We start from the raw sequence: 25,511 nt of genomic DNA, 5'->3' as shown, positions 1-25,511 counted from the left end.
TCGCTCAACTCAATTTCGAACAAAAGAAGAACAAATTCAAGCGAAATTTCAATCTAGTCAGCGTTTTGTTCGATTGAGCTTGTCCAGCTGCGCACAAATGTTTCGCGCCGCAATTGGTCTAGGAACACCAAGAGACCAGGGCCAAGCCGGATAGGTCGCAATACCGTGCCGGTTGATTGCGCGACCCTCTCGATAGGTGGCAACCCTGTTTGCGCGGAGAGCTCCGGCCGCCCTTCAAGTCGAACCAGAAAATCAATCATACGCCCGGCTGCATTAGCGTTTTTGGCATTTGTTGGGATTAGCGCGGTGCGCAACATAACGCCCACAAAATCGTCAAGCGGCACGATCTCTAGCTCGTCAGTTCCCGCCAATTGGCTTTCCGCATAGCTGCCCAACACGTTGTAAGCGAGGGCCAATTTGCCGGACGCGACGTCAGCTATCATCCCGCCGGAGCAACAATAAAGTTGCGTATCGAGCCGCCCCATCACTTCCGTTAGTCGCCAAAAGCTTTCCGTGTTGCGCGAATCTTGGGTTGCGAACAAATAGCCCAAACCCGATTTACGCACATCATATGTGCCTACACGTCCCGCAAAAGTCTCGGGATTGTTTCGCAATGTCTCGATCAGTTCCTGACGCGTACGGGGCACCGCCAGATTGGCGAACGCCGCTTTGGAAATCACCATCACTGCGGGTTCTTGGGTAAAGCCAAACAGCTGATCTCGCCACACCGCCCAGTCTGGCAATGAAGAAGTCGCATCCGAAGAATAGTCCTGCGCAAAACCATCATTCGTGAGCTTGGTTTGCAAATCCATTGCAGATGAAATCACCAAATCAAATTCGGCATTTTCAACATAAATTGCCTTCATCACGTCAGTACTGCCCGTCGTGACATATTGAATGTTGATCGACGGGTTTTCACGCTGAAACGCCAAAATGATCGGCTCGAAAACATCGATGTCCGCCGTGGAAAGAACTGTCAAAACTTCTTGGCCGTTTTCTGCCGCGTAATATTTGCGCTCCTCTTCTTCAAAGCCGTAGCTTAGTGAAAAAGGGAGCACAAAAATGGCCAACAAAATCGCTAAGACAAGTCGAATATCAAAGATACGCATGCGCCCTTGCCCTTTATGTTTTCACCAACTTGCAACCGGCCATTATGTGCCCGCGCCACTTCGTCCGCAATTGTAAGCCCGAGCCCAGAACCAACAACGTCATCCACATTGGAGCCGCGCGAAAAGCGCTTGGTCAGCTTGCTGGCATCCATACCGCCAAATCCGCGCCCCTCGTCGGATATCGACAGCGTCATTGTGTTGTTTGCCCTCAATATTTGAACATTGATGGCACTTTCCACCGGCGAATATTTGATCGCATTGTCCAAAATATTGCGCACAGCGTTCTGGATGAGTATCCGGTCCGCCAAAATCGGCACTTCGTCCGGCGAAGGGTCTAGAACGATATCGATATCCTTCAGCTCCGCGGTTGGCATCAAACGTTCGCAAATCTCTTTGGCGACATCACCCAACACCACCTCGCTTTTTTCAAGTTGATCGGTCCTAAATGTCACCATGGCATGGTCTAGCAACTGCCCCGCAGATCGCGAACTTTCATCAACCGCACGGATCATTTCGCGCAACGACTTACGATTTTCATCCTTTTTCATTTGCCGATAAACAACTTCTGCTTGCGTACGCACCGTGGCCAAAGGGGTCCGCACCCTATGTGCTGCCTCGGCGATAAAATCTTCTGAACGAGTTAGTGAGGACCTGAGCCGGCCCATAAAATTATTCAACGCATCCACCAGCGGCACCAGCTCGCCTGGCGTTTTCGTAACAACAGAACGCAAGTCTTTTGGGCCACGTCGCGCCACGGACTGGGCAAGACGCTTCAACGGCGCCACGGCGCTTTGAGCTGCCAGCAAACTAAGCGCCGTTGCCATCAAAAAGAAACCAATCGCAACGGCCATCGCGGTTGTTGTGATTTGTGAAGATGTGGCGGCGAGTCCACGCTGCGTTTGCGCCACAATAACGCGCACTTCGGCCGCCCGCTCTCCACTGCTCACTGCGCGAGCAAGCGAAACAATGCGCACTTCTTCGCCTTTATATTGATCCGTCACAAATTGAGCGTCGCGCCGATCTGGTCCCAATTCGGGGACTTGCAAATTGTCATATCCTGTCACCGTTTCTCCATCGGCGACGATGCGGTAAAACACTCGATCTTCTGAGATAGCGCCAAGCATCGAAAGTGCTGAATAGGGCAACTCTACCCGAACATTACCCCGTTCAGAATATAGCGCATCCGCGATTGAAGTCGCCGAAGCCGCAAGCACATTGTCTTGCGTGTCTGCTGCTGCGCCTTCAGCCACCGAACGCACAGCCAGAAAGAAAACAATTGATAATAATGCGGCAATGAAACTGAGTTGAACCACCAACCGTCGGCGTATTGAATTGGTGGTGAGAAACCGGATCATGATTGCTGGATCATCCGATATCCAAGCCCGCGAACGGTTTCGAGCCGTACCTCGGAACCTTCTAGCTTCTTGCGCAACCGTCCAACATAAACCTCGATGGCATTTTCGGACACTTCTTCATCAAATGAGAATAGGCGATCCATCAAATAGTTTTTGGAGAAGATCTGCCCCGGCGCGCCAAAAAACACCTCCAGCAACCGCAACTCTCGGTTGCGCAAGGCACGCTCTTGCGAACCGACCTGTAAAATGCCGGTTGATGGGTCAAAGACGAGGTCGCCAAATTCTCTGGCATTGTTGACGCTGCCGCCTTGCCGCCGCAAGACCGCACGACACCGCGCTTCCAGTTCTGAAAAGTCGAACGGTTTAGTGATGTAGTCATCCGCGCCCAGATCGAGAAGCCCTACCCGATCGGACACTTCCGAGCGTGCTGTCAGAACAATCACTGGGGTACGTTCGGCTTTCGAGCGGTGGGTTTTCAAAAACGAGCGACCATCGCCGTCTGGCAACATGATGTCGAGCAAGATCAAATCATAAGCAACAGTTGACGTGCTGGTTGCCGCATCACGAAGGTCTTGCGCGTGGTCCACAACATGACCATCCAGCGCAAACCTCTTTTTAAGAGCTGCTGCCAGTTGCATATTGTCCTCAACCAACAAAAAACGCACTATAAAGCCTCAATTTTTACTTGATAAATGCTCGCGCAAATATTCAATAAAATATACGCGTAACGTGGCTTGCGTGCAATCAATGCTGCCCGATTATTCAAAAAAGGTCATACCCTTGCTCCACCTTAAGAACCATCACCCACTAATTGCCGCTATTCTTATTCCCCTTGTTGCCGCAATCATTGGAAACACTACAATTCCAGCCACGTCAATCGAGTGGTATGAACAGCTAAATCACCCATGGTACAAATTACCACTATGGGCCTCAATTGTTGTGGCACTCTCGATCTATGTGGGCTATGGCGTTGTTATTTTCCAAGGTTGGACGCAGAAAAACTGGGGTGCAACTGCCCTCGCGGCAGCCGTGCTATTCGCTAATGAAGGTTGGAATTATGTCATGTTCGGAATCGGCAATCTCAGCCTGCTATTCTATGTAACAATTGCTTTTGCAGCGCTGGTTGCAGTGCAAACATTGTTCGCACGCAAATTGAACCGCGTTTGCTTTGTCATCAGTTTGGCTTATCTCGCCTGGGTCACATTATATGATCTGCCTTGGATGTATTTCCTAATGACAAACAACTAATCACCCACATGATGAAGGGGCTAAATCCCCTTCGTCGCGCCTCCGTCGCAGCGGACCACGGACCCGTTGACATAACTTGCCCGCTCAGAAACCAAAAACGCCGCCAAATCACCAAACTCTTCAGTTCGTCCATAACGTCCCGCGGGAATTTGTGCTTCGTTTTCTGCTCGCACATCTTCCAATGTTCGCCCGGTACGTTCAGCATTTCCGCCATCCAATTGATCAAGCCGCGCGGTCAAAATGCGTCCGGGCAGTTGCATGTTCGACGTGATGCCATCTTTGCCGACCTCATTAGCCAGCGATTTGCTCCATCCAACCAGCGAAGCACGCAACGTGTTCGACATGGCCAAATTCGGAATAGGCTGCTCAACACCAGAAGAAGCAATAGTTAGCACTCGCCCCCAGCCATTTGCCTGCATGTCCGGCAAGCAGAGATTGGTAACCTCAATCACCCGCAAAATCATGGTGTCAAAATAGGCGCGCCATGTCTCAGCATCTGGTGTGGTTGTTGCCCCCGGAGGCGGACCACCTGTATTGTTGACCAGAATATCCACTTGGCCGAGTTTTGATTTAGCGTCAGCATAAAGGTTGGCGGCAGCACCTTGAACCGACAAGTCCGCTTCAACGAAATCAGCTTTTCCTGGGCCCATCGCGTTTAGCTCTTGAACCACTGCTTCAAGTTTTTGCGCCGAACGCCCACAAATCACCACATGCGCACCTTCACCAATCAAAGAAGTGGCAACGGCAAGGCCTAACCCTTGACTAGATGCCAACACCAGCGCTCGCTTATTGCTTAATCCTAAATCCATAATCGCCTCCCTGAATTTACCAGATACACCAATCCCATCCCCCATCTGCCGTTCCTGAACAGGCTCAGCACAGACCTTCTTGGGGATGCGATCAGCAACTCACATTATTGCCGCAAATTGATCTCTAACAAACTATGCCAGAGTGCACCAAGATAAGGTAGCAAAACATTGTGGAAATTGAGCCGAACAATTGACGGTTTTTGTCATGCTACTTGCATGTCTCTCACTTGCTCTGATTTAGGAGAAAAGGCATGCAAAAGAAGAACGAACAGCGGCGCGAAGAACACACGCCAGCATTCTTGTCCATTGGTTTTCGTCCGTTTTTCTTTTTCGGTGCCCTTTATGCCGCCATCAACATTTTGATTTGGCTGCCGCTCTACTTCGCCCACATTGAATTGCCGCTCGTCATTAGCGCGGTGGATTGGCATATTCACGAACTGATCTTCGGCGTTCTGCCGGCAATCATTGCGGGTTTCTTGCTCACCGCCGTTCCAAACTGGACCGGTCGGTTGCCTGTTAAGGGCGTGCCCTTATTGCTCCTGACGTCAATGTGGCTGGTCGGCCGAATGGCGTTTAGCCTTTCGGCCTATTTAGGGCTAACGATTACCGCTTTTGTCGATTGCTCATTTTTGCTTATTTTGTTTGCTGTCATCGCCAACGAAATCATCTCCGGCAAGAATTGGCGCAATTTGCGGGTACTGTTGCTCATCGGAGCACTGGCCGCCAGTCACATTGCGTTTTATGTAGAAATCGCATTTACCGGATCTGCAGACCTGTCGATCCGCTTCGGCATTTCAACAATTGCCCTGCTGGTGATGGTGATCGGCGGACGCATAATCCCTAGTTTCACCCGAAATTGGTTGGCACAAAACACCCCCGGGCGGTTGCCCGTGCCGTTCAACAATACTGACAAACTCATCCTCGGGTTTACTTTGATTACCTTGCTTGGTTGGACATTTGCACCCAACAACTCAATTGCCGGATATATGTTTTTCGCCGCTGCTGGCTTCAACCTATTTCGTCTCTCAAGATGGGCGGGCGACCGCGTCATAACCAATTTCATCTTGCTCGTTCTTCACATCGCCTATGCATTTATTCCCCTCGCATTCCTGCTGATGGGCGCGCATATTTTGTGGCCGGATATGGTCGGTTCTGCTGCCGGCATACACGCCCTCACTATGGGCGGGTTTGGTGGCATGATTATCGGTGTCATGGTTCGGGCCACGCGCGGCCACACTGGTTACCCGCTTAAGACCGACCTCGCCGCAAAAGTTGCATTCACGCTGGTTGTGTCCTCAACATTGCTTCGGATAATCGTTGGCTTGGACTTGTTGGGCGACCTGAATGTTCCACTTCTATACGCTGCACAAATTGGATGGTGTTTGGCCTTCTTATGTTTTGCGATTTTTTATGGGCCAAAGTTGTTTCGCCCTAAACGTAGATAGAGCATCCTTCCTGTGTCCCGCCGCAGCAAAAAAATAATGTCTTGAAACTTTCTCTAGAACTGGCGAAGTTGAAGGACAATTAATTTTACCACTCAACTGAGAAGCCGAACATATGGACGCGCATAAATCTATGTTTTCGCCGCTTGAACATGGCTCCGTCGTCGATGCGATTGTCGAGCAGATTGAAGGCCTCATTCTAAACGGCGTGTTGCGTGACGGCACCAAACTCCCTTCTGAACGGGACTTGGCCGAGCAAATGTCTGCTTCCCGGCCAAAAGTCCGCGAGGCACTGAAGCACTTAGAAGGCAATAACCTGATCATTTCACGCCATGGGGAAGGCACATTTGTTGCCTCCCTTATTGGCTCTGCAATGTCTCCCGCACTGATTGATTTGTACGCGCGACATTCGAACGCCTTCTTGGACTATCTTGAATATCGCCGCGAGCAAGAGCAGTTCGCCAGCGCGCTTGCGGCAGAGCGCGCGACATCTGTCGACAAGCAAATCCTTTCTGCCATCATGAAAGAGCTCGAAGCGGCCCATGAAAATGGCGATTTTGATGCATCAGAAGAAGCGGATATGCGCTTTCATTCTGCAATCGTTGATGCGAGCCACAACACATTATTGGTCCACACAATGTCCTCAATCTATGCGCTTTCCCGGCAAAACCTGTTCTACAATCGACGTGTTTTACGGGTGTCTGACGGCAGCGCTGCTAATGGTCTGCTTTTGGATCAACATCGCGCGATCTATCAGGCGATAATTGACGGCATTCCCGAACGCGCACGTACAGCTGCGCGTGAGCATATCGACTTCCTCGAACGCTCATATTTGCTAGACCAAGATCGCACACGCCGGGAGCAGATTGCAAAACATCGACAAGCGAACTCGTGAGGAATGTACTGATTTTCTGGAAAGGTAAATAAACTTGACCTCTACCATTCTTTCGCGATAGCTTGCCGCCAAATAATGTCGGGAGAAATCAATGCGCCTAAAAGATTGTCACAATTTCCAAGATTTCCGGAAACTCGCCAAGCGCAGATTGCCCTCGCCGATTTTCAATTACATAGACGGCGCCGCCGACGATGAGGTTACTTATCGGCGCAACACATCCAGCTTTGATGATTGCGACTTGGTGCCAGATGTACTGAACGGCATTACGGATGTTGACATGTCCGTAACCGTGATGGGCCAAAAGCTCGACATGCCAATTTACTGTTCGCCCACAGCGCTCCAGCGTCTATTCCATCACGATGGCGAGCGCGCGGTTGCTGCAGCGGCCAACAAATTTGGCACGATGTTCGGGGTTTCTTCACTTGGTACCGTTTCCATGGAAGAGCTGCGCGAAAAATACGACACGCCGCAGGCCTACCAATTCTATTTTCATAAAGACCGAGGGTTGAACAAGGCGATGCTGCAAAGGGCAAAAGACGCGGGCATTAATGTGATGATGCTCACCGTTGATGCCATTGTTGGCGGCAATCGCGAACGAGATTTACGCACGGGCTTTTCCATTCCGTTCAAATTAAATCTGGCGGGTTTGAGTCAATTCGCGCTTAAACCAATGTGGGGCCTGAACTACATCACCCACGAGAAATTCAGCCTGCCCCAACTCGACTATCATGTTGATATGGGCGGCGGCGCGACCTCGATCAGTTCCTATTTTACCGAAATGCTTGATCAATCCATATCTTGGGATGACGTTGCTGAAATGGTCAAAGAGTGGGACGGCGAGTTTTGCATCAAAGGGATTATGTCCGTTGAAGATGCCAAGAAAGCCGCAGACATTGGATGTACCGGCATCATCATCTCTAACCATGGCGGCAGACAACTCGACGGTTCGCGCTCATCCTTCGATCAATTGGCCGCAATTGTTGATGCTGTTGGCGATCGTTTAGACGTCATCATGGATAGTGGCGTGCAAAGGGGCACCCACGTGCTCAAAGCACTTGCACTCGGCGCAAAGGCCGTTGGCGGCGGACGGTTTTATCTTTTCCCATTGGCCGCAGCTGGCCAACCCGGCGTCGAGCGGGCGTTGGAGTTAATGCGTGCGGAAATCCGACGTGGCATGATTTTGATGGGTGCATCGTCAGTCAGTGAACTCACACCAGATAAGCTCGTCTATAGATAAGGGCACCGACCAAATCAGATCGATGCCCCCCAATTCTTCTCGTTTCGAGTTCTGCCTATCCGCCTTCACCAGCGCGATCTGCATTCTTACGCCATTTCTGAACAAGCGGCATAAGCATCGGTACGAACAAGGTCAAACCAGCAATGACAAGAATTGAAAGGGTCAATTCACGTTCCCAAAGGAATGACCAGCTATCATCGTTGATCAGCAATGCTCGACGCAGGTTTTCTTCCATCATACCGCCAAGGATAAATCCAAGGATCATCGGTGCCAGTGGGAAGTCCAGCAGCCGAAGCACGACGGCGGCCACAGCGAATATGATCATCAGCTGAATATCGAACGTATTGAAGCTGACGAAATAAACCCCAATCAATGAGAAGAACAGGATCAATGGCAACAGGAACCGTGCCGGAATTGCCAAGACTTTCGCGATGTAAGGAATAAGCGGCAGGTTGAGCACCAACAGGATGATGTTGCCAATCCACATCGAAACAATAACCGCCCAAAACACTTCAGGCTGATCGATATAAAGCCGTGGACCCGGTTGAATGCCGTACCCAATCAAAGCACCAAGCATAATCGCTGTTGTACCGGACCCTGGAATACCCAACGTAAGCAATGGCACAAACGATCCCGTCGCAGCAGCGTTATTGGCCGTCTCCGGTGCAGCAAGTCCGCGAACAGAACCCTTACCAAATAGCTTGCCTTTTTTTGGCCCAGCTAAGCGCTGTTCTGTACCGTAAGCCAAGAAGCTAGCGATGGTAGCGCCGGCGCCCGGCAACACGCCGATTAAGAAGCCCATGATTGAAGACCGGCCGATGACAGGTGCCATTTCTTTCACTTCATCGCCGCTTATTTTCATCGATCCAAGATTGGCGGACGCCTCTTTTTCCTTCAGCCGGCTTTCGTCATCCTTGGGTTTCAAAATGGCCATTAATGCTTCAGACAGCGCGAATGTCGCCATAACCAACAGCAAGAACGAGACACCATCCAGCAAATCAATCATGCCCAATGTAAATCGCTGAATACCTTGCGTCTGATCGGTCCCCACGGTCGAAAGCATTAATCCGATAATGGTCATCAGCATGGCTTTTAGAACATTTCCTTGTCCAGCAAATGCCGCCACCGCGGTTAGGCCCAATACCATCAACGCAAAATAGTCGGTTGAATGGAAGGAGAGCGAAACGCTGGCCAAAAACGGAGCCGCGATGAGCAACAAAATTGCGCCGATTACACCACCAGAGAATGACGAATAAGCTGCGATAGCCAATGCCTTGCCGGCTTTGCCCTGTTTGGCCATGGGATAGCCATCAAACGAGGTCGCAACTGTACTGGCGACCCCCGGCGCATTGATCAAAATCGACGACGTCGATCCGCCAAATATCGCGCCGTAATAGACAGCAGCCATCAAAATGATGCCTGCCGCCGGGTCCAACCCTGCTGCAACCGGAATCATAAGAGCGATCGCAGACATTGGGCCAAGACCCGGCAACATGCCAATGAATGTCCCCACAAGACATCCAGCGACAACGAACATTAAATTCGTCGGAGTTAGGGCGGTGGTGAGCCCGATTAAAATGCCTTCAAGCATGATCCATCACCCTTTCAAAAACCAAGGAAGCGGTTCAATGAACACGCCTAAACCAAGTGTCATCAACGCCCAAAATGCAATTGCAATCGGCACTGAAGTGAGGAGCAGCAACCAAATTTTGCGCTCGCCTAAAATCCAATATCCAACACCCAGCAAGATCGATGACGATAGGATGAAACCCAACGGACGGATGGTCATGCCGTAAAACGACATCAACACCAAAAACGAGATCACAGTGCCCCAGTTCTTGCCCGTTAAATCCACAAATTCTTGCGGTGATGGCAGCACGATAATCGCGATGCTTAAGCCAATGCCCAATACGGCTAAAACCTCTGGCATGGTGCGCGCATGAAATGCGACATTCGCTTGAAATGGCAATAATGGAATGCGCTGGCTGAGCACTGCGTAGGTCACGCAAAATGCTAGCAATAACAAACCGCCAATTCGTCTGTTGGAAAAAAACACGATTGGCCTCCCCGACCGACCTTCAAAGAAGCAGCCAATTAGATGGCCGCTCTTTATTTTATCTGCAATAAAATGGCCGCAGCCCATTGGGCTACGGCCTGTTTAGTCAAGATGGCTTAAAGGAAACCAAGTTCGCGCATTAGAGCACCAATTTCTTCTTCTTGGCCTTCCAAGAACTTCACGAAATCAGCGTCAGCGTTGAAGATTTCAACCCAACCCATGCGATCACGAACGGCTGCCCATTCGTCAGTGCTGTACATTTCTTCAAGCGCATGAACGAACTGAGCCTTTTTCTCATCGGACAAACCCGGTGCGCCGAAGAAGCCGCGCCAGTTAACGAAGGCAGTTCCTGGCGAACCAGCTTCAGCACATGTTGGCGTATCAGGTGCAGCAGCCAAACGTTCGGTTGCTGTGACGCACAAAATGTTCACTTCACCCTGGCGGGCCAATTCAATCGCCTCGCCGAAGCCAGTTGTTAGCGCAGCAATTTCGCCTGACAGCAATCCAGCCATCGCCTTACCGCCCGCATCATAAGGTATGTACTTCACTTCGATTGGGTTCGCGCCGGCATTTTTCATAACCAAGGCTGCAATCAAGTGGTCCATGCCGCCGGCAACTGAGCCGCCGCCAATAGCCACGCTACTTGGGTCGCTCGTGTAAGCAGCCAACAATGCCTGCATTGTTTCGATGGAGCTGTCTTTATGCACGACCATCGCGCCATAATCTCCAATCGTGCCGGCGATCGGGGTCAGATCACGGAATGATTGGGGGAATACCCCTTGCAAAGACCGGATCACGATCGGAGTGGAGTTGACCATCAATGTGTCTTGGTCATTGGTTTCGATAATATGCGCGATGGCTTTACCGCCGCCGCCGCCCGACATATTTTCATATGTTGCACCGCCAGCAATACCTGATTTGGTTAGGGCTTCGCCCGTACCGCGCGCTGTGCCATCCCAGCCGCCGCCAGCGCCACCTGGAATAAGAAACTTAATTTCGTCGACGACCTTATGGCCGTCGGCCATTGCTACGCCTGCCGCACCAAGCATGAGTGAAGTAGCTGCCAAAGCAGCCGTGATTTTCTTGAACATCGATGTCCTCCCAATTAAACAAAACCGTTTTCCGGTTCGTGTTCTATGGCATCACGGCAAACTGACACCAACCTGACATGGGAGAAATGCGAATTTATACTTTTAAAATCAGCGTGTTATGCAGAGGCTCCTTTCAATTTGGAAACAAGCTCTGCGACTCGCGCAGCATTATCTCGAGCAATATGGTTGTCTTCCATATAAAGATTATTCTCAAACCCAATGCGACAATCGCTGCCAAAAGACGCGGCGTGGACCAAGCTCTGCGTCTCTTTTTCACCAAAAGCACAGGTCATATATTTTGCATTTGACGAGAATGGTGAGGCCATCAGCGCGCTGTAAAACGGATCAAAATGCAACGGGTTTGACCTTTGCCCCGTCGTGTAGCGTCCCAAAACAAACAACAATGATGGCGCGTCAAAAGGGATCACACCTTGGTCCACCAATTGCTCAAATTGCTGCACTTCTGCGGGATCATATAAGATGTGTTGAACATCTACTCCCTCATCTGCAAGCGAGTGATAAAACTTGGTCAGTTCTTTTTGGCTTTCATGACGGCTTAGTTCTGCCAACGCGATTGAAACAAATTTCGGACGCACCTCCCGGACGACATCCATCTGCTGTTTTGGCGCATAAATGCCAACTGCCTCGGTGGTGATTTGCACATCCATTTTCGGCACAGCATTTGATAGTTCAGCTATGAGTTCGCGATAAAGCCCTGCATCCAGAACGTGCGCTCCATCCGGATCGCGCACATGAGCATGGATACCGTTTGCACCAGCAGCAAAACAACTCTTCGCAGTTTCAACAATCTCAGGAATGCTTATTGGCAAATCTTTATGGTCTGCCTTCGTGCGCCTCGCGCCATTTGGTGCGACCATAATATAAGGCAAGCTCATGCGTATCCCTGAACGTCAGCAAAAACATCGTCCAGCGCAATCGCTAGTCGATCAACAAGCAAATCAATATGCTCATTTTCATAGATGAATGGCGGTGCGAGCAAAATGTGATCTCCATTTTTCCCGTCGACCGTTCCACCCATCGGGTAAATCATCAGACCACGTTCGAACGCTGCCTTCTTGGTTTTGCCAGCAATACCCAGTTTTGGATCGAATGGCGATTTAGTTTGCCTATTTTCCACAAGTTCTAGACCCCAGAACAAACCCTTACCTCGAATGTTGCCAACAAAAGGGTGTTGCCCAAACTTCTTGTGCAATGCGGTTTCCAACTTTTCCCCTAGCTCTGCAACACGCGGCAACAACTGGTTCGTTTCAATTTCTTCAAGCACGGCTAGTCCTGCAGCGCATGCAGCCGGGTGACCCAAATAGGTGTGGCCGTGTTGAAAGAAGCCACTGCCATTTTTCACAGCGCCATAAATCTCGCCCGAACATATCATCGCTGCAAGCGGCTGTACCCCGGCCGCAATCCCCTTGGCGATGCAGATCATATCCGGCTTGATGTCGTAATGCTCGGAGGCAAAATATTTACCCGTTCGCCCACAGCCAACCATCACCTCGTCCATGATCAACAACACACCATATTGGCGGCAAATCTCCTGAATACGGTCATAATAGCCCTCAACGGGCGGCACCGCGCCCATTGTTGCGCCGACAATCGGTTCCGCCATAAAGGCCGCAACATTTTTCGGGCCAAGCCGAAGGATCATTTCCTCCAACTGATTTGCCATGCGTTGACCATAGTCAAACTCGCTTTCGCCATCCTGAGCGAACCGCCAATAATGACATGCATCGATATGGACCATGGAAGGCACCATAAGAGGCTCGAACTGAGCCTTGCGCCACATATTACCGCCTGCAGACAATGCCCCCAGCGTGTTGCCATGGTAGCTTTGTTTGCGCGCGATAATGTGCTTTCGTTCTGGCTGTCCAATTTCCAAGAAATACTGCCTCGCCAGCTTAATCGCACTTTCAGTGGCTTCGGAGCCGCCAGAAACCAAATAGACGCGTTCCATATTGTCAGGCGCAAGTTCAATCAGCTTATCTGCCAACTGTTCTGCCGGATCTGATGTAAAGAATGAGGTGTGGGCATAGGATATATTATCAAGCTGATCTTTTACAGCTTCAATAACCCGCGTGGGCGAATGTCCTAAGCACGACACCGCCGCGCCGCCGCATCCATCGAGATATTTCTTTCCATTGGCATCAAAGAGCCAAGGCCCGTCGCCAGACACGACAACAGGCAGTTCCACACGCGAATGGCGTGGAAACACGTGATCAGCACACATTTTTTTCGTTCCGCTAAAGCGTTTTAGTTTGGTCTTACAACAAAGACCGATTGCTTGGCATGTCGAACCACCCGCGCGGCATTTGGGCCGAGCAAATAGTCTTGCAATGCCGGTCTATGCGATCCCATTACAATGATGTCGCAATTGATTTTATCCGCATATTGCAGAATTTCGTCATAGATTGTGCCTTGGGCGAGGTGCAGTTTCACTGAGCCCGGATTCGCGCAATGTGTTTGCGCGAACTCCTTGAGGGCCAACGAAGCAGCACTTTCTGCTTTTTTCTCAAACCCCTCCGGGAAATACTGAGAAACCGCAGGCAAACCAAACGTTGGCAAAACGCTCATCATTGTAAGCTTCGCACCATAGTCCTTTGCGATTTGCTCAGCAGCAGGTAGTGCCCTATCCCAGGAGCTTTCCTGCCCTAAATCAACCGGCAACAAAACAGATTTAAACATTCTAGTTCTCCTTAAAACGCGGGTTGAGTTTGACGGCGACGTTGCAGCATAATCACAAATCCAAGCAGCAAGAGTGCTGGAATGTAGAAAATTTGCTTCGGCATACGATCAGCAGCAGTTTGCACTGATTTGATTTCAACCGGCTCGTCTAGATAGAAGTCAAACCCACCAAGTTTCTCGAAATATGGTGTTCCAGGGAATGGTTCGTCCAGTTTCACAATCTCGCCCTCTGGGAAGGTTGTGATACCAGCACCCGTCAGCCTTGTTGCGCCATCGCCGTCTTCAGTTACGGGCAATATGACCGTCACATCTTTGAGTTCGCCCGTATCGAAGTCGGGTCCACTGACCACAATCCGAATGTCGCTACCAACTGGCGCTGCCCCAACAACTTCTTCCAACTGCGTCGCCGCAGAAGTTTGATAAGGCTGTTGCACGTAATCAAGGAAGAAACCGGGTCGGAACAATGTGAACGCAATCAGGATTAGCAATGCGCTTTCCCACTTGCGAGACTTCGCAAAGAAATAACCCTGCGTCCCCGCCGCGAATAAGAGCATCGCAACTGTGGCCACAATGAAGATGAATATGCCGTCAATCCACCCCACATTAATCAACAACAAATCAGTGTTGAAGATGAAGAGGAAAGGCAAGGCAACGGTGCGCAAACTGTAGAAGAATGCAGTAAAGCCGGTCTTGATTGGGTCGCCGCCGGAAACGGCTGCTGCGGCAAAACTGGCGAGCCCCACCGGGGGCGTCACGTCAGCCATAATGCCGAAATAGAACACAAACATATGAACCGCGATAAGGGGCACGATCAATCCGCTTTGTGCACCAAGTTCTACAACAACAGCCGCCATCAGCGATGACACTACGATATAGTTGGCGGTGGTGGGCAAGCCCATGCCCAGGATCAAACTGATCACGCCAACACACATCAACATGATGATCAGGTTGCCACCGGATAGGAATTCAACAAGCTCAGCCATAACTTGGCCAACGCCCGTCAATGTAACTGTACCAACAATAATACCCGCCGTGGCGGTTGCGACACCAATCCCGATCATGTTACGTGAACCAGCAATCATGCCCGCGATCAAATCGTCGAAACCCTCTTTAAACTCAGCCGCTACATCACCCGATTTGCGGAACAGAGCCTTAAGCGGCTTTTGTGTCAGCAGAATAATGATCAAAAGCGCCGAGGCCCAAAATGCAGATAGTCCCGGCGACTTCCGCTCGATCATCAAGAACCAAACAAGCACCACAATTGGCAGAATGTAGTGAAGGCCAGTACCCTTAATGTCGTCATATACTGGTAGTTTTACAATCTCAGAATTTGGATCATCCATTGCTAGATCAGGCTTACGTGCAGCCATCGCAACCATGCCAACATAAATTGCTAATGTCGCCAATGTGAGGATAATCGAAGCGTTCTCACCGAATAGATCCCGCATCCAGCCAATGCCATAATAGATGATAAAACAAAGGGCGCCGAAAATTGCAAAACCAATGAAGGTTGATAGCAACTGCTGGATCAACGTTTTGGTTTGCTGCACAGGCTTAGGCAGCGCTGTCATACCTTTCTTCAAGGCTTCCAAATGCACAATGTACAAAAGCGCGATGTAAGAAACGACGGCCGGCAAGAAGGCATGCTTGATCACTTCGACATATGAAATGCCGATATACTCCACCATCAGGAACGCCGCGGCGCCCATAACCGGTGGCATGATCTGACCATTTACTGACGAAGCAACTTCAACCGATCCGGCTTGCTCCGAGGTAAACCCAACACGCTTCATCAAAGGAATGGTGAAAGTGCCGGTGGTTACCACGTTGGCAATCGAAGAGCCTGAGATCAACCCGGTCATCGCAGAGCCAACAACTGCAGCTTTCGCGGGTCCACCGCGAAGGTGACCCAATAGCGAAAAGGCGATTTGAATGAAGTAATTGCCGGCACCCGCTTTATCGAGCAGCGAGCCGAACAATACGAACAAAAACACAAAGCTTGCCGACACGCCCAAGGCAATGCCGAACACACCCTCGGTCGTTAGCCACATATGGCTCATGGCTTTAGAAAAGCTTGCCCCTTTCCAACGGATAACGTCGGGGATGAAGCTTTCAGAACCAAAGAAAACATAGACGAGGAAAATCAAGGCCACGATGGCCAAAGCTGGCCCAAGTGCGCGTCGTGCAGCCTCAAGCAAGATCAATAGACCAACACCAGACATCACCAACTGAAGGGTCGTTGGTAGGCCTTGTGCGCCCGTATCGGACAAAGTTTGATAAGCGTAAAATGCATAGCCAGCACAAAGCGCTCCAACAATGCCCAACACCCAATCATAAATGGGAATGCGGGATCGTGAGCTCGATTTGAATGCCGGATAGGCCATGAAGGCCAAGAACACAGCAATCGCTAAGTGTAGCGAGCGCGTTTGTGTGTCATTTAGAACAGGGATAATACGACCAATCGCCGTATAGGGCAGCGGTGAAGCGATCCACAACTGAAAAAGTGCCCAGAATAACGCAATGCCGGCGATTAATTTGCCGACTGCCCCAGCTGGATTGCGCGCACCGCTATCCGTGGAGGCAACCAGATCTTCTAGTTCCTCATCGCTCAATGGTGCGTTCTTATTTTGATTTGTGTCGCTCATATGCCCCTCCCAGAACCCCTAAAATATGTGCCTAATAGGCAAGAGGTGGCGCAAAGTGCGCCACCTCAAACATTCTGGCTTACATGCCATTCTCTGCGTAATATTTCGCAGCGCCGGCGTGGATCGGTGCTGAAAGACCGTCTTTAGCCATTTGCTTTGGATCAAGGTTAGCAAATGCAGGGTGCAGTTTGCGGAAGCCGTCAATGTCGTCAAACACTGCTTTTACAACTTCGTAAACAACGTCATCTGCAACAGCAGCTGATGAAACAAATGTCGCGCCAACACCAAATGTTGTGGTGTCTTCGTCATTTCCGCGATACATGCCACCTGGAATTGTTGCTGTCCGGTAGAATGCGTTGTCTTCAATCAACTTGTCGATCTCAGGGCCAGTAACATTCACCAATACTGAATCACATGAAGTCGTTGCTTCAGAAATCGAACCGGAAGGGTGACCAACTGTGTAGATCATTGCGTCAATTTTGTTGTCGCAAAGTGCTTGAGATTGCTCAGAAGCTTTCAATTCAGACGCCAAAGCAAAATCCCCGGTTGTCCAACCAAGTGCGTTCAACACAACATCCATTGTGCCGCGCTGACCCGAACCTGGATTACCGATATTTACGCGCTTACCCTTAAGGTCTGCAAAGTTTTTGATGCCCGAATCTGCGCGTGCCACAACTGTAAATGGCTCTGGGTGCACAGAGAATACAGCACGTAGATCTGTAAACGCACCAGCTTCTTCAAATTTTGAAGTGCCGTTAAACGCGTGATATTGCCAATCAGATTGTGCAACACCAAACTCAAGCTCGCCCTGGCGAATTGTGTTAATGTTGTAAACTGAACCACCTGTAGATTCCACAGCACAACGAATACCGTGCTCTTTGCGGTTCTTGTTGACCAAACGACAGATCGCGCCACCAGTTGGGTAGTAAACACCTGTTACGCCACCAGTACCGATGGAGATAAACTGTTGTTGTGCAAAAGACGGCACCGCCGCCCCTACAACCATTGCTGCGCCAATCGCAGCACTCATAATTATTTTTTTCACGTCGTGTTCTCCCTTTAGACGTTTCAGTTATTCATACCTTGTTGGGCATGTATCTTACGCTGACCGAGCAAACTCGTGGCTGTTTGAAACAGCACTCTTTTCATTTGCCTGATCAATCGTATCTATTGTGCGCAAACTGGCAACACCGCCAAAATGCGTACAAATTTCTTCCGCCAGTTGCACCGCACATGCAGCGGCCATGGTCCAGCCAAGCGTGCCGTGTCCGCAATTGACAAATGCATTTTCGAGTTTTGATTGCTTAACGATGGGCTGCGAGTTTGGCGTAACTGGTCGATGACCGATCCAAGGCTCGCCATCACCTTGCATTTCAGCCGCGCCCGGAAATCGCGTCGTCAGCACGTTTTTCAATTGTGCAAGACGGTCATTCAGAACCCGCATACGCGTCTCACCGATATCCGCAAGACCTGCTATACGCACTTTGTCACCCAGCTGGCAAAGAACAACTTTGCCCTTCACATCCGTGATGCTGTTTTCAGGGGCGTTTGGCCCTATAGGATACGTCAAGCTGTAACCTGCAACCGGCACAATCGGCAGATCCAAACCAAGCGATTTGGCGAATTTGGGCATCCAATGGCCCGTCGCAAACACATATCCATCAGCACTCATCTGGCCGCGGCTCGTATTCAACCCGGAAATTTTGCCATTATCATCAAGCACGTCTTCAACTGTACATCCGCGCAACAACCGATTGTTAGATGAGAGCGACAGGATGTGTTGGATTACCGCTTCAGCAAAACGCCGTGGATCACCGACCTCTTCACATTCGGTAAAAATTGCCCCGGCTATTTTGCCGCCAAAATGAGCAAGTGACGGCTCAACAACCAAAGCTTCTTCTGGCGACAACAATGTCTGCTTAATGCCAAACTGACACTTTAGCGTCATTAATTCTTTTGCGCCCTCAACTGCACTTTGGTCAGGCAGGATATGAATCTTGCCACCGATATTGTGATCAAACTCAAAGTTGTACCGTTCGCGCCATTTGCGCATTTGCTCTTTTGAACGAACCGCAATTTCTAAACTAGCCGCAGTATTGCGCATAAAGCGCCGTTTGGAACTTTGAGCGACAAACTGCGAAAGCCAAGAATAGTTATGTAGACTGGGCCTTAGGCGAAACTTCATGCCCGGTTCTTGCCCAATCAATATGCGGCTCGCCATGCCGATCAAACCCGGCGAAGCCATCGCGTCAGCATAGCCATAGCTCAACTGCGCGCCATTTGCTTTGCTTGTTGCACTCGCAACATGCTCATCGCGTTCGATGATTGTGACGTAAAACCCACGTTCCACAAGAGCCAATGCGGTCGTTGCGCCCACAATACCGGCACCTACGATCAAAATCGTTGGTTTGTGAGGCTTTGCATTAACTTCAGGATTGTTGGGAAAGTTCATTATTTGCCACGCCGCCACGACGTTTCGCGCAAATAAGATGAGGCACCAAAATGCCGCCAAAGCATAACGTTTCGACTTTGAATACTCGCCGGAAGAAACATCAATTTAGTACGCCCTATTCACCCTCATTGAGTCGAGCCTATGAAATTTCTAACCAAAAGGTAAATAATAATACATTGGCTTCATATAATCCTGAGTTATATATGAAGCAGGGTGAATTCCAATTTTGGGAGGCGAGGCACTATGAACTTACGGCACATAGAACTATTTCACACGATCATGGTGGAAGGCACAATCAGTGGCGCTGCTCGGGCCCTAAACATTTCCCAACCAGCCGTTAGCAATGCGCTTCGGCACGCAGAAGACCAATTGGGCTTCCAGCTATTTCACCGCTTAGGAAAACGCATCGTGCCGAGTGACGAAGCAAAGCTTCTCTTTTCGCACACAGAAAGCGTGATGCAACAAGTGGAACGAGTCACCCAAATTTGTGAAAACATGGACGAAGGCGTTGGCCTTTCCATCCGCATCGGTGTTGTGCCTGCGCTATCATTTCAACTCTTGCCTTTGGCGCTTGCCGCGCTCAGGCAGTCCTTCCCTCACGTCGCGATTAAGGCGAGCGTGATGCGTTACGACACGATGCGCGAAGCATTGTTGCGCCAGGATATCGACTTAGCCCTGTCCTTCTATGGTGGAGAATTGCCCGGAACAAGAACCAGTAAACTCGGGCGTGGGCGGTTTGTCATTGTCAGTCAACAAGATCGGATGGACGTAAAATCGACCCCCGATATTTCTTTGGTCACAAAAGATGACTTTGTTTCAATCGCTGATAGTGGACCGCTGGGGAAATTGCTTGATCAAGCTAAGGAAAATGCTGGACTTATGGCCAGTCCCGTCTTGGCAACTGAAACCTATCACACTGCCATTTCGCTGGTCCGGGTTGGCTTAGGGATTGCCATTGTGGATATCTTTTCCGCGCGCGCAAACGCTGGAACCGATATCGAAATCACAGAAACCATAAACCTACCTGGTTTTGATATCTCAGCAAGTTACTTGCCGGAAAACGAAAAATCTTCTGTTCTGCGCATTTTTCAAGAACTACTCACTCGAACTGCACTTCAAGTCATATAGATCCCCCACATTGGTTCATTTGATCAAATATTGATCATTGAAATGTTCGAATGAACATCATAGGGTGTAGCTCAAACAAACAATCCCGTGCCTGAGTCACCAATGACAAGAACTGACAAAATCATTGAGCAGCTTAATGCAGCTGGACAAGTCGATGTGATCGAGCTTGCCAAAAAGTTCGCTGTCACCGAACAAACGATTAGGCGTGACCTTGCCTCCCTGTGCCAACGCGGCCTAGCCACGAGAATGCATGGAGGCGCTCGGCGGCTTAAATCAACTGCCTCTTCAAGCTACGAAGCACGAAGGCAAGACAATATGGCCGCCAAAAACGCCATTGCAGTTCACGCCGCAAAATTGATCCCAAATGCCAGCGCAGTGTTTCTAAACATTGGCACTACAACCGAACAAGTCGCCACCGCCCTTTTGGGCCACAAGGATCTTCATGTCATCACCAACAACACCAACATTGTTGGCATTATGCAGTCGGCGACACTGCGCACCCTCACCCAAATTGGCGGCACCGTACGCCAAAAAGACGGGGCAATAGTTGGCGAGGACGCCGTTGAGTTCATCGCACATTACAAAGCAGACTATGCTGTCATCGGCGCCTCATCTATTGACGATGATGGTTCGGTGCTGGATTTTGATCCACGCGAAGTCGCCGTCGCCAAAGCCATTCTGGACAATGCCCGGACGCGTATTCTTGTCATTGATCACACAAAATTTGAAATCAATGCACCGGTGCGCATCACGACGTTGGAACATCTGGACTTCGTTGTAACCAGCAGGCAACCCTCAGAAGCATTTACCCAGGCCGCACTTGATGCAAACACGCAAATCTTAGTCACAGGACCAAACGAATGAGTGAACAAAAAGCTGAAAAAATCTATGATCTTTTCGTCGTTGGCGGTGGCATCAATGGTTGTGGCATTGCCCGGGACGCAGCAGGGCGTGGACTGTCGGTTGCCCTAGCTGAAATGAATGATTTGGCCTCTGCCACCTCGTCTGCATCCACTAAATTGTTCCATGGCGGTCTACGCTATTTGGAGTATTTTGAGTTCCGGTTGGTCCAAGAAGCACTGATTGAGCGGGAGAACCTATTGGTCGCCATGCCACACATTTCTTGGCCGATGCGCTTTGTATTACCCTACCATCCTGATATGCGCTTTGAGGGTGAAACCCCAACGTCTAAGCTACTCAACTTCACGATGCCCTGGACCAAAGGCCAACGGCCAGCATGGCTAATTCGCCTTGGTTTATTCCTTTACGACCATATGGGTGGACGCAAAATATTGCCCGGCACCCAAACCGTCAAACTACAATCGGCCGCCGTTGGCGCTCCCCTCAAATCGAAATTTGAACATGCCTATGAATATTCGGATTGTTGGGTCGAGGATAGTAGATTGGTTGTACTAAACGCGCGCGACGCAAAACGCCTCGGTGCAAAAATCATGACCCGCACAAAGGTAATTGACGCAACGTCTAAAGCCGGCGAATGGACCATCACCACTAAAGATCAAATCACGGGCGAAGAACTGACGTTCAAGTCAAAACTGCTGGTCAATGCAGGCGGTCCGTGGGTTGAGCACATCATCAAAGATCTCGCCCACATCAAAACCACTGAGGGTGTTCGCCTGGTTCGTGGAAGCCATATTGTTACGAAAAAACTGTTTGCCCACGACAAAGCATATTTCTTCCAAGGTGAGGATGGGCGAATAATTTTTGCGATTCCATATGAGCAAGATTTCACCCTGATCGGCACCACCGACCAGGACCACGATCATGTTTCGACAAAACCTGAATGTAGCGAAGAAGAAAAAGAATATTTGTGCAAATTCGCCTCGAAATATTTTGAAAAAAGTATCACGCCGAACGATATTGTCTGGACCTATTCCGGCGTCCGCCCGCTCTATGATGATCACGCATCCTCAAGCACCGCTGCGACCCGCGAATATGTGTTGAAGCTTAACCAAACGGGCGAAGCACCTGCGCTCAACATTTTTGGCGGCAAGATCACCACATATCGACGCCTTGCCGAGTCGGCCATCGCCAAATTCGCGCATTTCTTCCCCACGATCAAAGACGAATGGACAGAACGCGCTCCCCTTCCCGGCGGAGATTTTGCGCATGATCAATTCGACAATCTTGTTGATAAACTTATTGAACAATTATCCTTCTTAGAACACAAAACCGCCCGTCGATTGGTCCGCGCCTATGGCACGGACACCGACCACATATTTGCGGGCATGTCAGAGGAGCCAGCACTCGGCACACATTTCGGTCACGGCGTATATGCTGCAGAGTTAGACTGGGTCGTCGAAAATGAGTGGGTGATGACGGCACAAGATTATCTCTGGCGCCGCACCAAAATGGGTCTACGCGTAGACGAACAACAAACGCAACAAATCGAAGATTACATCGTTCAAAAACTGAAAAGCCGTTGACAGTTTCTTGTCCTCATTCAGTATGCATTTTTGCATGAAGATTTGAGTGATTATGGGCATTCAGTTTACAACAGCAGATCAAGTTGATCGACACCAATTGCACGACGCGATGTGCGATGCATTTTCGGATTACGATATCCCTCTGCAGCCGACGTTTGAACAGTTCAATGACATGTTGGATCTTCGGCATTTCGTGCCCGAATTGTCCGCAATAGCGATCGAGGATGATCAAGTAATTGCATTTTGGGCGATTGCCCAACGCAACAACCGTGGCCACCTAGCAATGAGTGGTACACGGCCCCAAGCCCGTGGCAAAGGCCTGGCGAAAAAGTTGTCAAAAACCAGCGACCAACTGATGAGAGATGCGGGGATAGCGTCACTACAATTTGAAGTGCTCACCACCAACATGCGCGCAAAACTACTCTATGAAAAACTGGGCAATCGACCAAAACGAGAACTCGATTGTTACCGCTTTGACGCACCAATTAGCACGGGTGAAAGTCAGTTCGATTTTGTTCAAACTGATTGGGCAGCGATCTGCGAATTTATCGCCCCTTTCAAACAATTTGAACCCAGTTGGCAGGCCGCAGACGAGGCCATCCAAATTGCCGGCCTAAAAGCCATATGCCTCACCGCACAAGTTGACGGCAACATGGTCGCATTTCTTACGGCAACTGCCTCGGGCGCCATTATGCAATTGGCCGTTGACCCCAAATATCGGCGCAAGTCCATCGCAACGCAACTACTGGCAGAATTCGCTGCCCAGCAACAGCTCGAACAGTTTTCCTACACAAATGTCGATAGCGATGACCAAGCCACTAAAGCGCTAATGGATAAACTAAAAGCAACAATCGTCGCCCGCCAATTTGAAATGTTCAAACAGCTCTAACGAATTTGTAAAAAATGGTGGGCCCGGTAGGACTCGAACCTACGACCAGACCGTTATGAGCGGTCGGCTCTAACCAACTGAGCTACAGGCCCAACCCGGCCCAGCTAATAGCAAGCTGATCGAGAATTTAAAAGCACAAAATGCGCGCTTGCTCACATTTGAGAATTTGAATAACATTATATTTAGTTGGGTTCCTCAAACTGGCCTTGATTGCCACGAGAATTTGAGGAAATTTTTTTATCTATGTTTTAAGTGAATATGCTGCCTGACACATATTCTCATTTTTTATTAATACAAATAAGAGGCAGTATACGCCTCGATCGGGTAGGTTTATGTCAATACAAGCAATTGAAATCAGCTCCAAAACCCCAATAAGCAACGACCTGCATTACTCTGCAGCTGAAGCGTCTGCTTTTCTTAAGGCGATTGCACACGAAGGGCGGTTGATGATTCTATGCCGTCTTTCAGAAAGTGAAGCCTCTGTTTCTGAACTTGAAGATCTATTGGAGGCGCGCCAGGCTGCGGTATCGCAACAGTTGGCGCGCCTGCGTCAAGAAGGTCTGGTTCAAACCCGAAGGGACGGAAAAGCCATCTATTATTCCTTGGCTGATGACCGCGTTCGGGCAATCATAAATACGGTGCACGGCACTTTCTGCTAACTAGCAATTATAAAAATTCACGGCTCCTCAAGTGCGGCAATTGATGGCATTGCCGCACTGTTCTGTTTGATACATGTTGGCGCCAATGACCAATATGTAAGGTAATTTCCATGAAACTATTCCCGATTCTTGCCGCCGCTTTCATCGCGCTTTCCACCCCCGTATTTGCAGATGGCGATGCTGCAAAAGGCGAAAAAATATTCAAAAAATGCAAAGCCTGCCATATGGTTGGCGAAGACGCAAAATCAAAGGTCGGCCCTGCGTTGAATGATGTTTTCGGCCGCGCAGCAGGCGCAGTTGATGGGTTTAAATATTCAAAAGCGATGCTTGAAGCAGGCGAAACCGAATTGGTGTGGAATGTTGACAATATGAAAGAATTTGTCACCAAGCCGAAGGCGTTTCTCAAGGGCACAAAAATGTCATTTGCAGGCTTAAAAAAAGAAAAAGATCAGGACAATTTGATTGCCTATTTGCTTCAATTCTCGCCTGATTTTGACCCAGCGGTCAGCGCCGCCAAAAGCGAATAACGAACGACAATCTTATTGCGGCCCTGCCCCAATCGGGCCGCAATATTCTGGCAAGTCTCAGATCGATCATTTTTCGAACGGAGACAAAAATGTTAAAGCAATTGCTTCCCCTTTCCACCGCCATAATAATCGCTTTGAGCGCTCAACAGGCGACGGCTGCAGATGACATCGCCACGATAAACATCAGCGCCACGGGCAGTGTCACCGCTGCGCCCGATATGGCCATCATCACATCTGGTGTTGTAACCCAAGGCGAAACGGCCCGCGATGCGCTGAGCGCAAACAACCAAGCCATGAGCGCGCTAATTGATGTGTTGAAAGGCGCGGGCATCGAAGCCAAGCACATCCAAACATCCAATTTTTCCGTTCACCCAAACTATGTCCATTCGGACAAACGGGACGAAAATGGCTACGGCCTGCCGCCCAAAATCGACGGGTATCGTGTTTCAAATATGGTCACCGTAAGTGTGCTGGAGCTCGACGATCTTGGTGAAGTTTTAGACAAAGCTGTGACCGTTGGCGCCAACTCGGTAAATGGCGTAAGCTTCGCCGTTGCAGATCCGATGAAATTGTTGGATGAGGCACGCAAAAATGCGATTGCTGAAGCCATCAAGAATGCGCAAATTTACGCAGAGGCAGCCGACGTAAATCTAGACAGAATTTTAAACATCTCTGAGAATTCAGGACACACGCCACAGCCGTTCGGCAAGATGGCGCGTATGGAAATGGCAATGTCAGACTCGGTTCCTGTACAAGCCGGTGAACTTGATTATGCAATTACCGTCAATGTGACCTGGCAGATATCAGAATAAGTACTGTGAATTTTGG

At 49.8% G+C, this 25,511-nt stretch carries 24 protein-coding genes and 1 tRNA gene; 11 read left to right on the top strand and 14 right to left on the bottom strand.

Translation table 11 applies throughout. The features are described 5' to 3' along the window. Positions 1 to 53: 53 nt before the first annotated feature. The 3 genes from AC2D8L_RS01535 to AC2D8L_RS01525 are packed head-to-tail and all read right to left on the bottom strand — an operon-like array spanning position 54 to position 3,129. Positions 54 to 1,109 (bottom strand): ABC transporter substrate-binding protein, encoded by a 1,056-nt coding sequence (locus AC2D8L_RS01535; RefSeq protein ID WP_484683691.1) that lies wholly within the window; start codon positions 1,107 to 1,109, stop codon positions 54 to 56. Continuing rightward, positions 1,079 to 2,464, bottom strand: coding sequence for a sensor histidine kinase N-terminal domain-containing protein (locus tag AC2D8L_RS01530; RefSeq protein ID WP_484683690.1), 1,386 nt, complete (start codon positions 2,462 to 2,464; stop codon positions 1,079 to 1,081). Before AC2D8L_RS01530 ends, AC2D8L_RS01535 begins: the two co-directional genes overlap by 31 nt. Then, complete coding sequence (locus tag AC2D8L_RS01525) at positions 2,461 to 3,129, bottom strand: response regulator transcription factor (protein WP_484683689.1); 669 nt, start codon at positions 3,127 to 3,129, stop codon at positions 2,461 to 2,463. Before AC2D8L_RS01525 ends, AC2D8L_RS01530 begins: the two co-directional genes overlap by 4 nt. Before the next feature lie 115 nt (positions 3,130 to 3,244). Between AC2D8L_RS01525 and AC2D8L_RS01520 the strand changes: the two genes are divergently transcribed. Beyond that, complete coding sequence (locus tag AC2D8L_RS01520) at positions 3,245 to 3,712, top strand: TspO/MBR family protein (protein WP_484683688.1); 468 nt, start codon at positions 3,245 to 3,247, stop codon at positions 3,710 to 3,712. Positions 3,713 to 3,732: 20 nt separating this feature from the next. Here the strand turns inward: AC2D8L_RS01520 and AC2D8L_RS01515 are convergent, their stop codons facing one another. Beyond that, positions 3,733 to 4,521 (bottom strand): SDR family oxidoreductase, encoded by a 789-nt coding sequence (locus tag AC2D8L_RS01515; protein ID WP_484683687.1) that lies wholly within the window; start codon positions 4,519 to 4,521, stop codon positions 3,733 to 3,735. 251 nt (positions 4,522 to 4,772) lie between these two features. On the opposite strand from AC2D8L_RS01515, the gene AC2D8L_RS01510 reads away from it, so the two are divergent. The 3 genes from AC2D8L_RS01510 to AC2D8L_RS01500 all read left to right on the top strand — a co-directional run bounded on the left by AC2D8L_RS01510 (position 4,773) and on the right by AC2D8L_RS01500 (position 8,095). Next, positions 4,773 to 5,966, top strand: coding sequence for an NnrS family protein (locus tag AC2D8L_RS01510; RefSeq protein WP_484683686.1), 1,194 nt, complete (start codon positions 4,773 to 4,775; stop codon positions 5,964 to 5,966). A gap of 112 nt (positions 5,967 to 6,078) precedes the next feature. Then, complete coding sequence (locus AC2D8L_RS01505; RefSeq protein ID WP_484683685.1) at positions 6,079 to 6,858, top strand: FadR/GntR family transcriptional regulator; 780 nt, start codon at positions 6,079 to 6,081, stop codon at positions 6,856 to 6,858. A gap of 91 nt (positions 6,859 to 6,949) precedes the next feature. Further along, positions 6,950 to 8,095: an alpha-hydroxy acid oxidase gene (locus tag AC2D8L_RS01500; protein ID WP_484683684.1), complete on the top strand. Its 1,146-nt coding sequence runs from the start codon at positions 6,950 to 6,952 to the stop codon at positions 8,093 to 8,095. Positions 8,096 to 8,150: 55 nt separating this feature from the next. Here AC2D8L_RS01500 and AC2D8L_RS01495 read toward each other — a convergent pair whose 3' ends face one another. The 9 genes from AC2D8L_RS01495 to AC2D8L_RS01455 form a co-directional block, all read right to left on the bottom strand. Then, positions 8,151 to 9,686, bottom strand: a complete 1,536-nt coding sequence (locus AC2D8L_RS01495) for a tripartite tricarboxylate transporter permease (protein WP_484683683.1) — start codon at positions 9,684 to 9,686, stop codon at positions 8,151 to 8,153. Between the two features lie 6 nt (positions 9,687 to 9,692). Next, complete coding sequence (locus AC2D8L_RS01490) at positions 9,693 to 10,151, bottom strand: tripartite tricarboxylate transporter TctB family protein (protein ID WP_484683682.1); 459 nt, start codon at positions 10,149 to 10,151, stop codon at positions 9,693 to 9,695. A 116-nt stretch (positions 10,152 to 10,267) separates the two neighbouring features. Then, complete coding sequence (locus AC2D8L_RS01485) at positions 10,268 to 11,242, bottom strand: tripartite tricarboxylate transporter substrate binding protein (protein ID WP_484683681.1); 975 nt, start codon at positions 11,240 to 11,242, stop codon at positions 10,268 to 10,270. Between the two features lie 116 nt (positions 11,243 to 11,358). Continuing rightward, positions 11,359 to 12,138 carry a beta-keto acid cleavage family enzyme gene (locus AC2D8L_RS01480; RefSeq protein ID WP_484683680.1) on the bottom strand — a complete coding sequence of 260 codons (780 nt, stop codon included), beginning with the start codon at positions 12,136 to 12,138 and terminating at the stop codon, positions 11,359 to 11,361. After that, positions 12,135 to 13,484 (bottom strand): aspartate aminotransferase family protein, encoded by a 1,350-nt coding sequence (locus AC2D8L_RS01475; protein WP_484683679.1) that lies wholly within the window; start codon positions 13,482 to 13,484, stop codon positions 12,135 to 12,137. Before AC2D8L_RS01475 ends, AC2D8L_RS01480 begins: the two co-directional genes overlap by 4 nt. A gap of 23 nt (positions 13,485 to 13,507) precedes the next feature. Then, positions 13,508 to 13,939 (bottom strand): universal stress protein, encoded by a 432-nt coding sequence (locus AC2D8L_RS01470; RefSeq protein WP_484683678.1) that lies wholly within the window; start codon positions 13,937 to 13,939, stop codon positions 13,508 to 13,510. An 11-nt stretch (positions 13,940 to 13,950) separates the two neighbouring features. Beyond that, positions 13,951 to 16,584: a TRAP transporter permease gene (locus AC2D8L_RS01465; RefSeq protein ID WP_484683677.1), complete on the bottom strand. Its 2,634-nt coding sequence runs from the start codon at positions 16,582 to 16,584 to the stop codon at positions 13,951 to 13,953. Positions 16,585 to 16,663: 79 nt separating this feature from the next. Next, entirely contained in the window at positions 16,664 to 17,614 is a 951-nt protein-coding gene (locus AC2D8L_RS01460) for a TAXI family TRAP transporter solute-binding subunit (RefSeq protein ID WP_484685134.1), read from the bottom strand. A gap of 69 nt (positions 17,615 to 17,683) precedes the next feature. Then, a complete protein-coding gene (locus AC2D8L_RS01455) occupies positions 17,684 to 19,036 on the bottom strand; it encodes an FAD-dependent oxidoreductase (protein WP_484683676.1) in 1,353 nt (450 codons plus the stop codon). A gap of 243 nt (positions 19,037 to 19,279) precedes the next feature. Here AC2D8L_RS01455 and AC2D8L_RS01450 point away from each other — a divergent pair, with 243 nt between their 5' ends. The 4 genes from AC2D8L_RS01450 (at position 19,280) to AC2D8L_RS01435 (ending at position 23,497) form a co-directional block, all read left to right on the top strand. Beyond that, complete coding sequence (locus AC2D8L_RS01450; protein WP_484683675.1) at positions 19,280 to 20,164, top strand: LysR family transcriptional regulator; 885 nt, start codon at positions 19,280 to 19,282, stop codon at positions 20,162 to 20,164. Between the two features lie 102 nt (positions 20,165 to 20,266). Beyond that, the gene (locus tag AC2D8L_RS01445; RefSeq protein ID WP_484683674.1) at positions 20,267 to 21,028 is read left to right on the top strand and encodes a DeoR/GlpR family DNA-binding transcription regulator; all 762 of its coding nucleotides are present in this window, start codon (positions 20,267 to 20,269) and stop codon (positions 21,026 to 21,028) included. Then, positions 21,025 to 22,608 carry a glycerol-3-phosphate dehydrogenase gene (gene glpD / locus AC2D8L_RS01440; RefSeq protein WP_484683673.1) on the top strand — a complete coding sequence of 528 codons (1,584 nt, stop codon included), beginning with the start codon at positions 21,025 to 21,027 and terminating at the stop codon, positions 22,606 to 22,608. The genes AC2D8L_RS01445 and glpD overlap by 4 nt, the downstream gene beginning before the upstream one ends. Positions 22,609 to 22,660: 52 nt before the next feature. Continuing rightward, positions 22,661 to 23,497 carry a GNAT family N-acetyltransferase gene (locus tag AC2D8L_RS01435; RefSeq protein ID WP_484683672.1) on the top strand — a complete coding sequence of 279 codons (837 nt, stop codon included), beginning with the start codon at positions 22,661 to 22,663 and terminating at the stop codon, positions 23,495 to 23,497. Positions 23,498 to 23,512: 15 nt separating this feature from the next. Here AC2D8L_RS01435 and AC2D8L_RS01430 read toward each other — a convergent pair. Continuing rightward, positions 23,513 to 23,589 (bottom strand) — tRNA-Ile (locus AC2D8L_RS01430). A 240-nt stretch (positions 23,590 to 23,829) separates the two neighbouring features. On the opposite strand from AC2D8L_RS01430, the gene AC2D8L_RS01425 reads away from it, so the two are divergent. From AC2D8L_RS01425 to AC2D8L_RS01415, 3 genes are all read left to right on the top strand, one after another. Then, a complete protein-coding gene (locus tag AC2D8L_RS01425; RefSeq protein ID WP_484683671.1) occupies positions 23,830 to 24,156 on the top strand; it encodes an ArsR/SmtB family transcription factor in 327 nt (108 codons plus the stop codon). Between the two features lie 110 nt (positions 24,157 to 24,266). Next, positions 24,267 to 24,683 carry a c-type cytochrome gene (locus AC2D8L_RS01420; protein ID WP_484683670.1) on the top strand — a complete coding sequence of 139 codons (417 nt, stop codon included), beginning with the start codon at positions 24,267 to 24,269 and terminating at the stop codon, positions 24,681 to 24,683. Positions 24,684 to 24,772: 89 nt separating this feature from the next. Next, the gene (locus tag AC2D8L_RS01415) at positions 24,773 to 25,495 is read left to right on the top strand and encodes an SIMPL domain-containing protein (protein ID WP_484683669.1); all 723 of its coding nucleotides are present in this window, start codon (positions 24,773 to 24,775) and stop codon (positions 25,493 to 25,495) included. Positions 25,496 to 25,511 lie beyond the last annotated feature (16 nt).

It is taken from the genome of Maritalea sp. YIW29 (assembly GCF_057219265.1).
The sequence above is the reverse complement of the archived record's forward strand: the minus strand, read 5'-3'. Positions and strand labels throughout refer to the sequence as shown.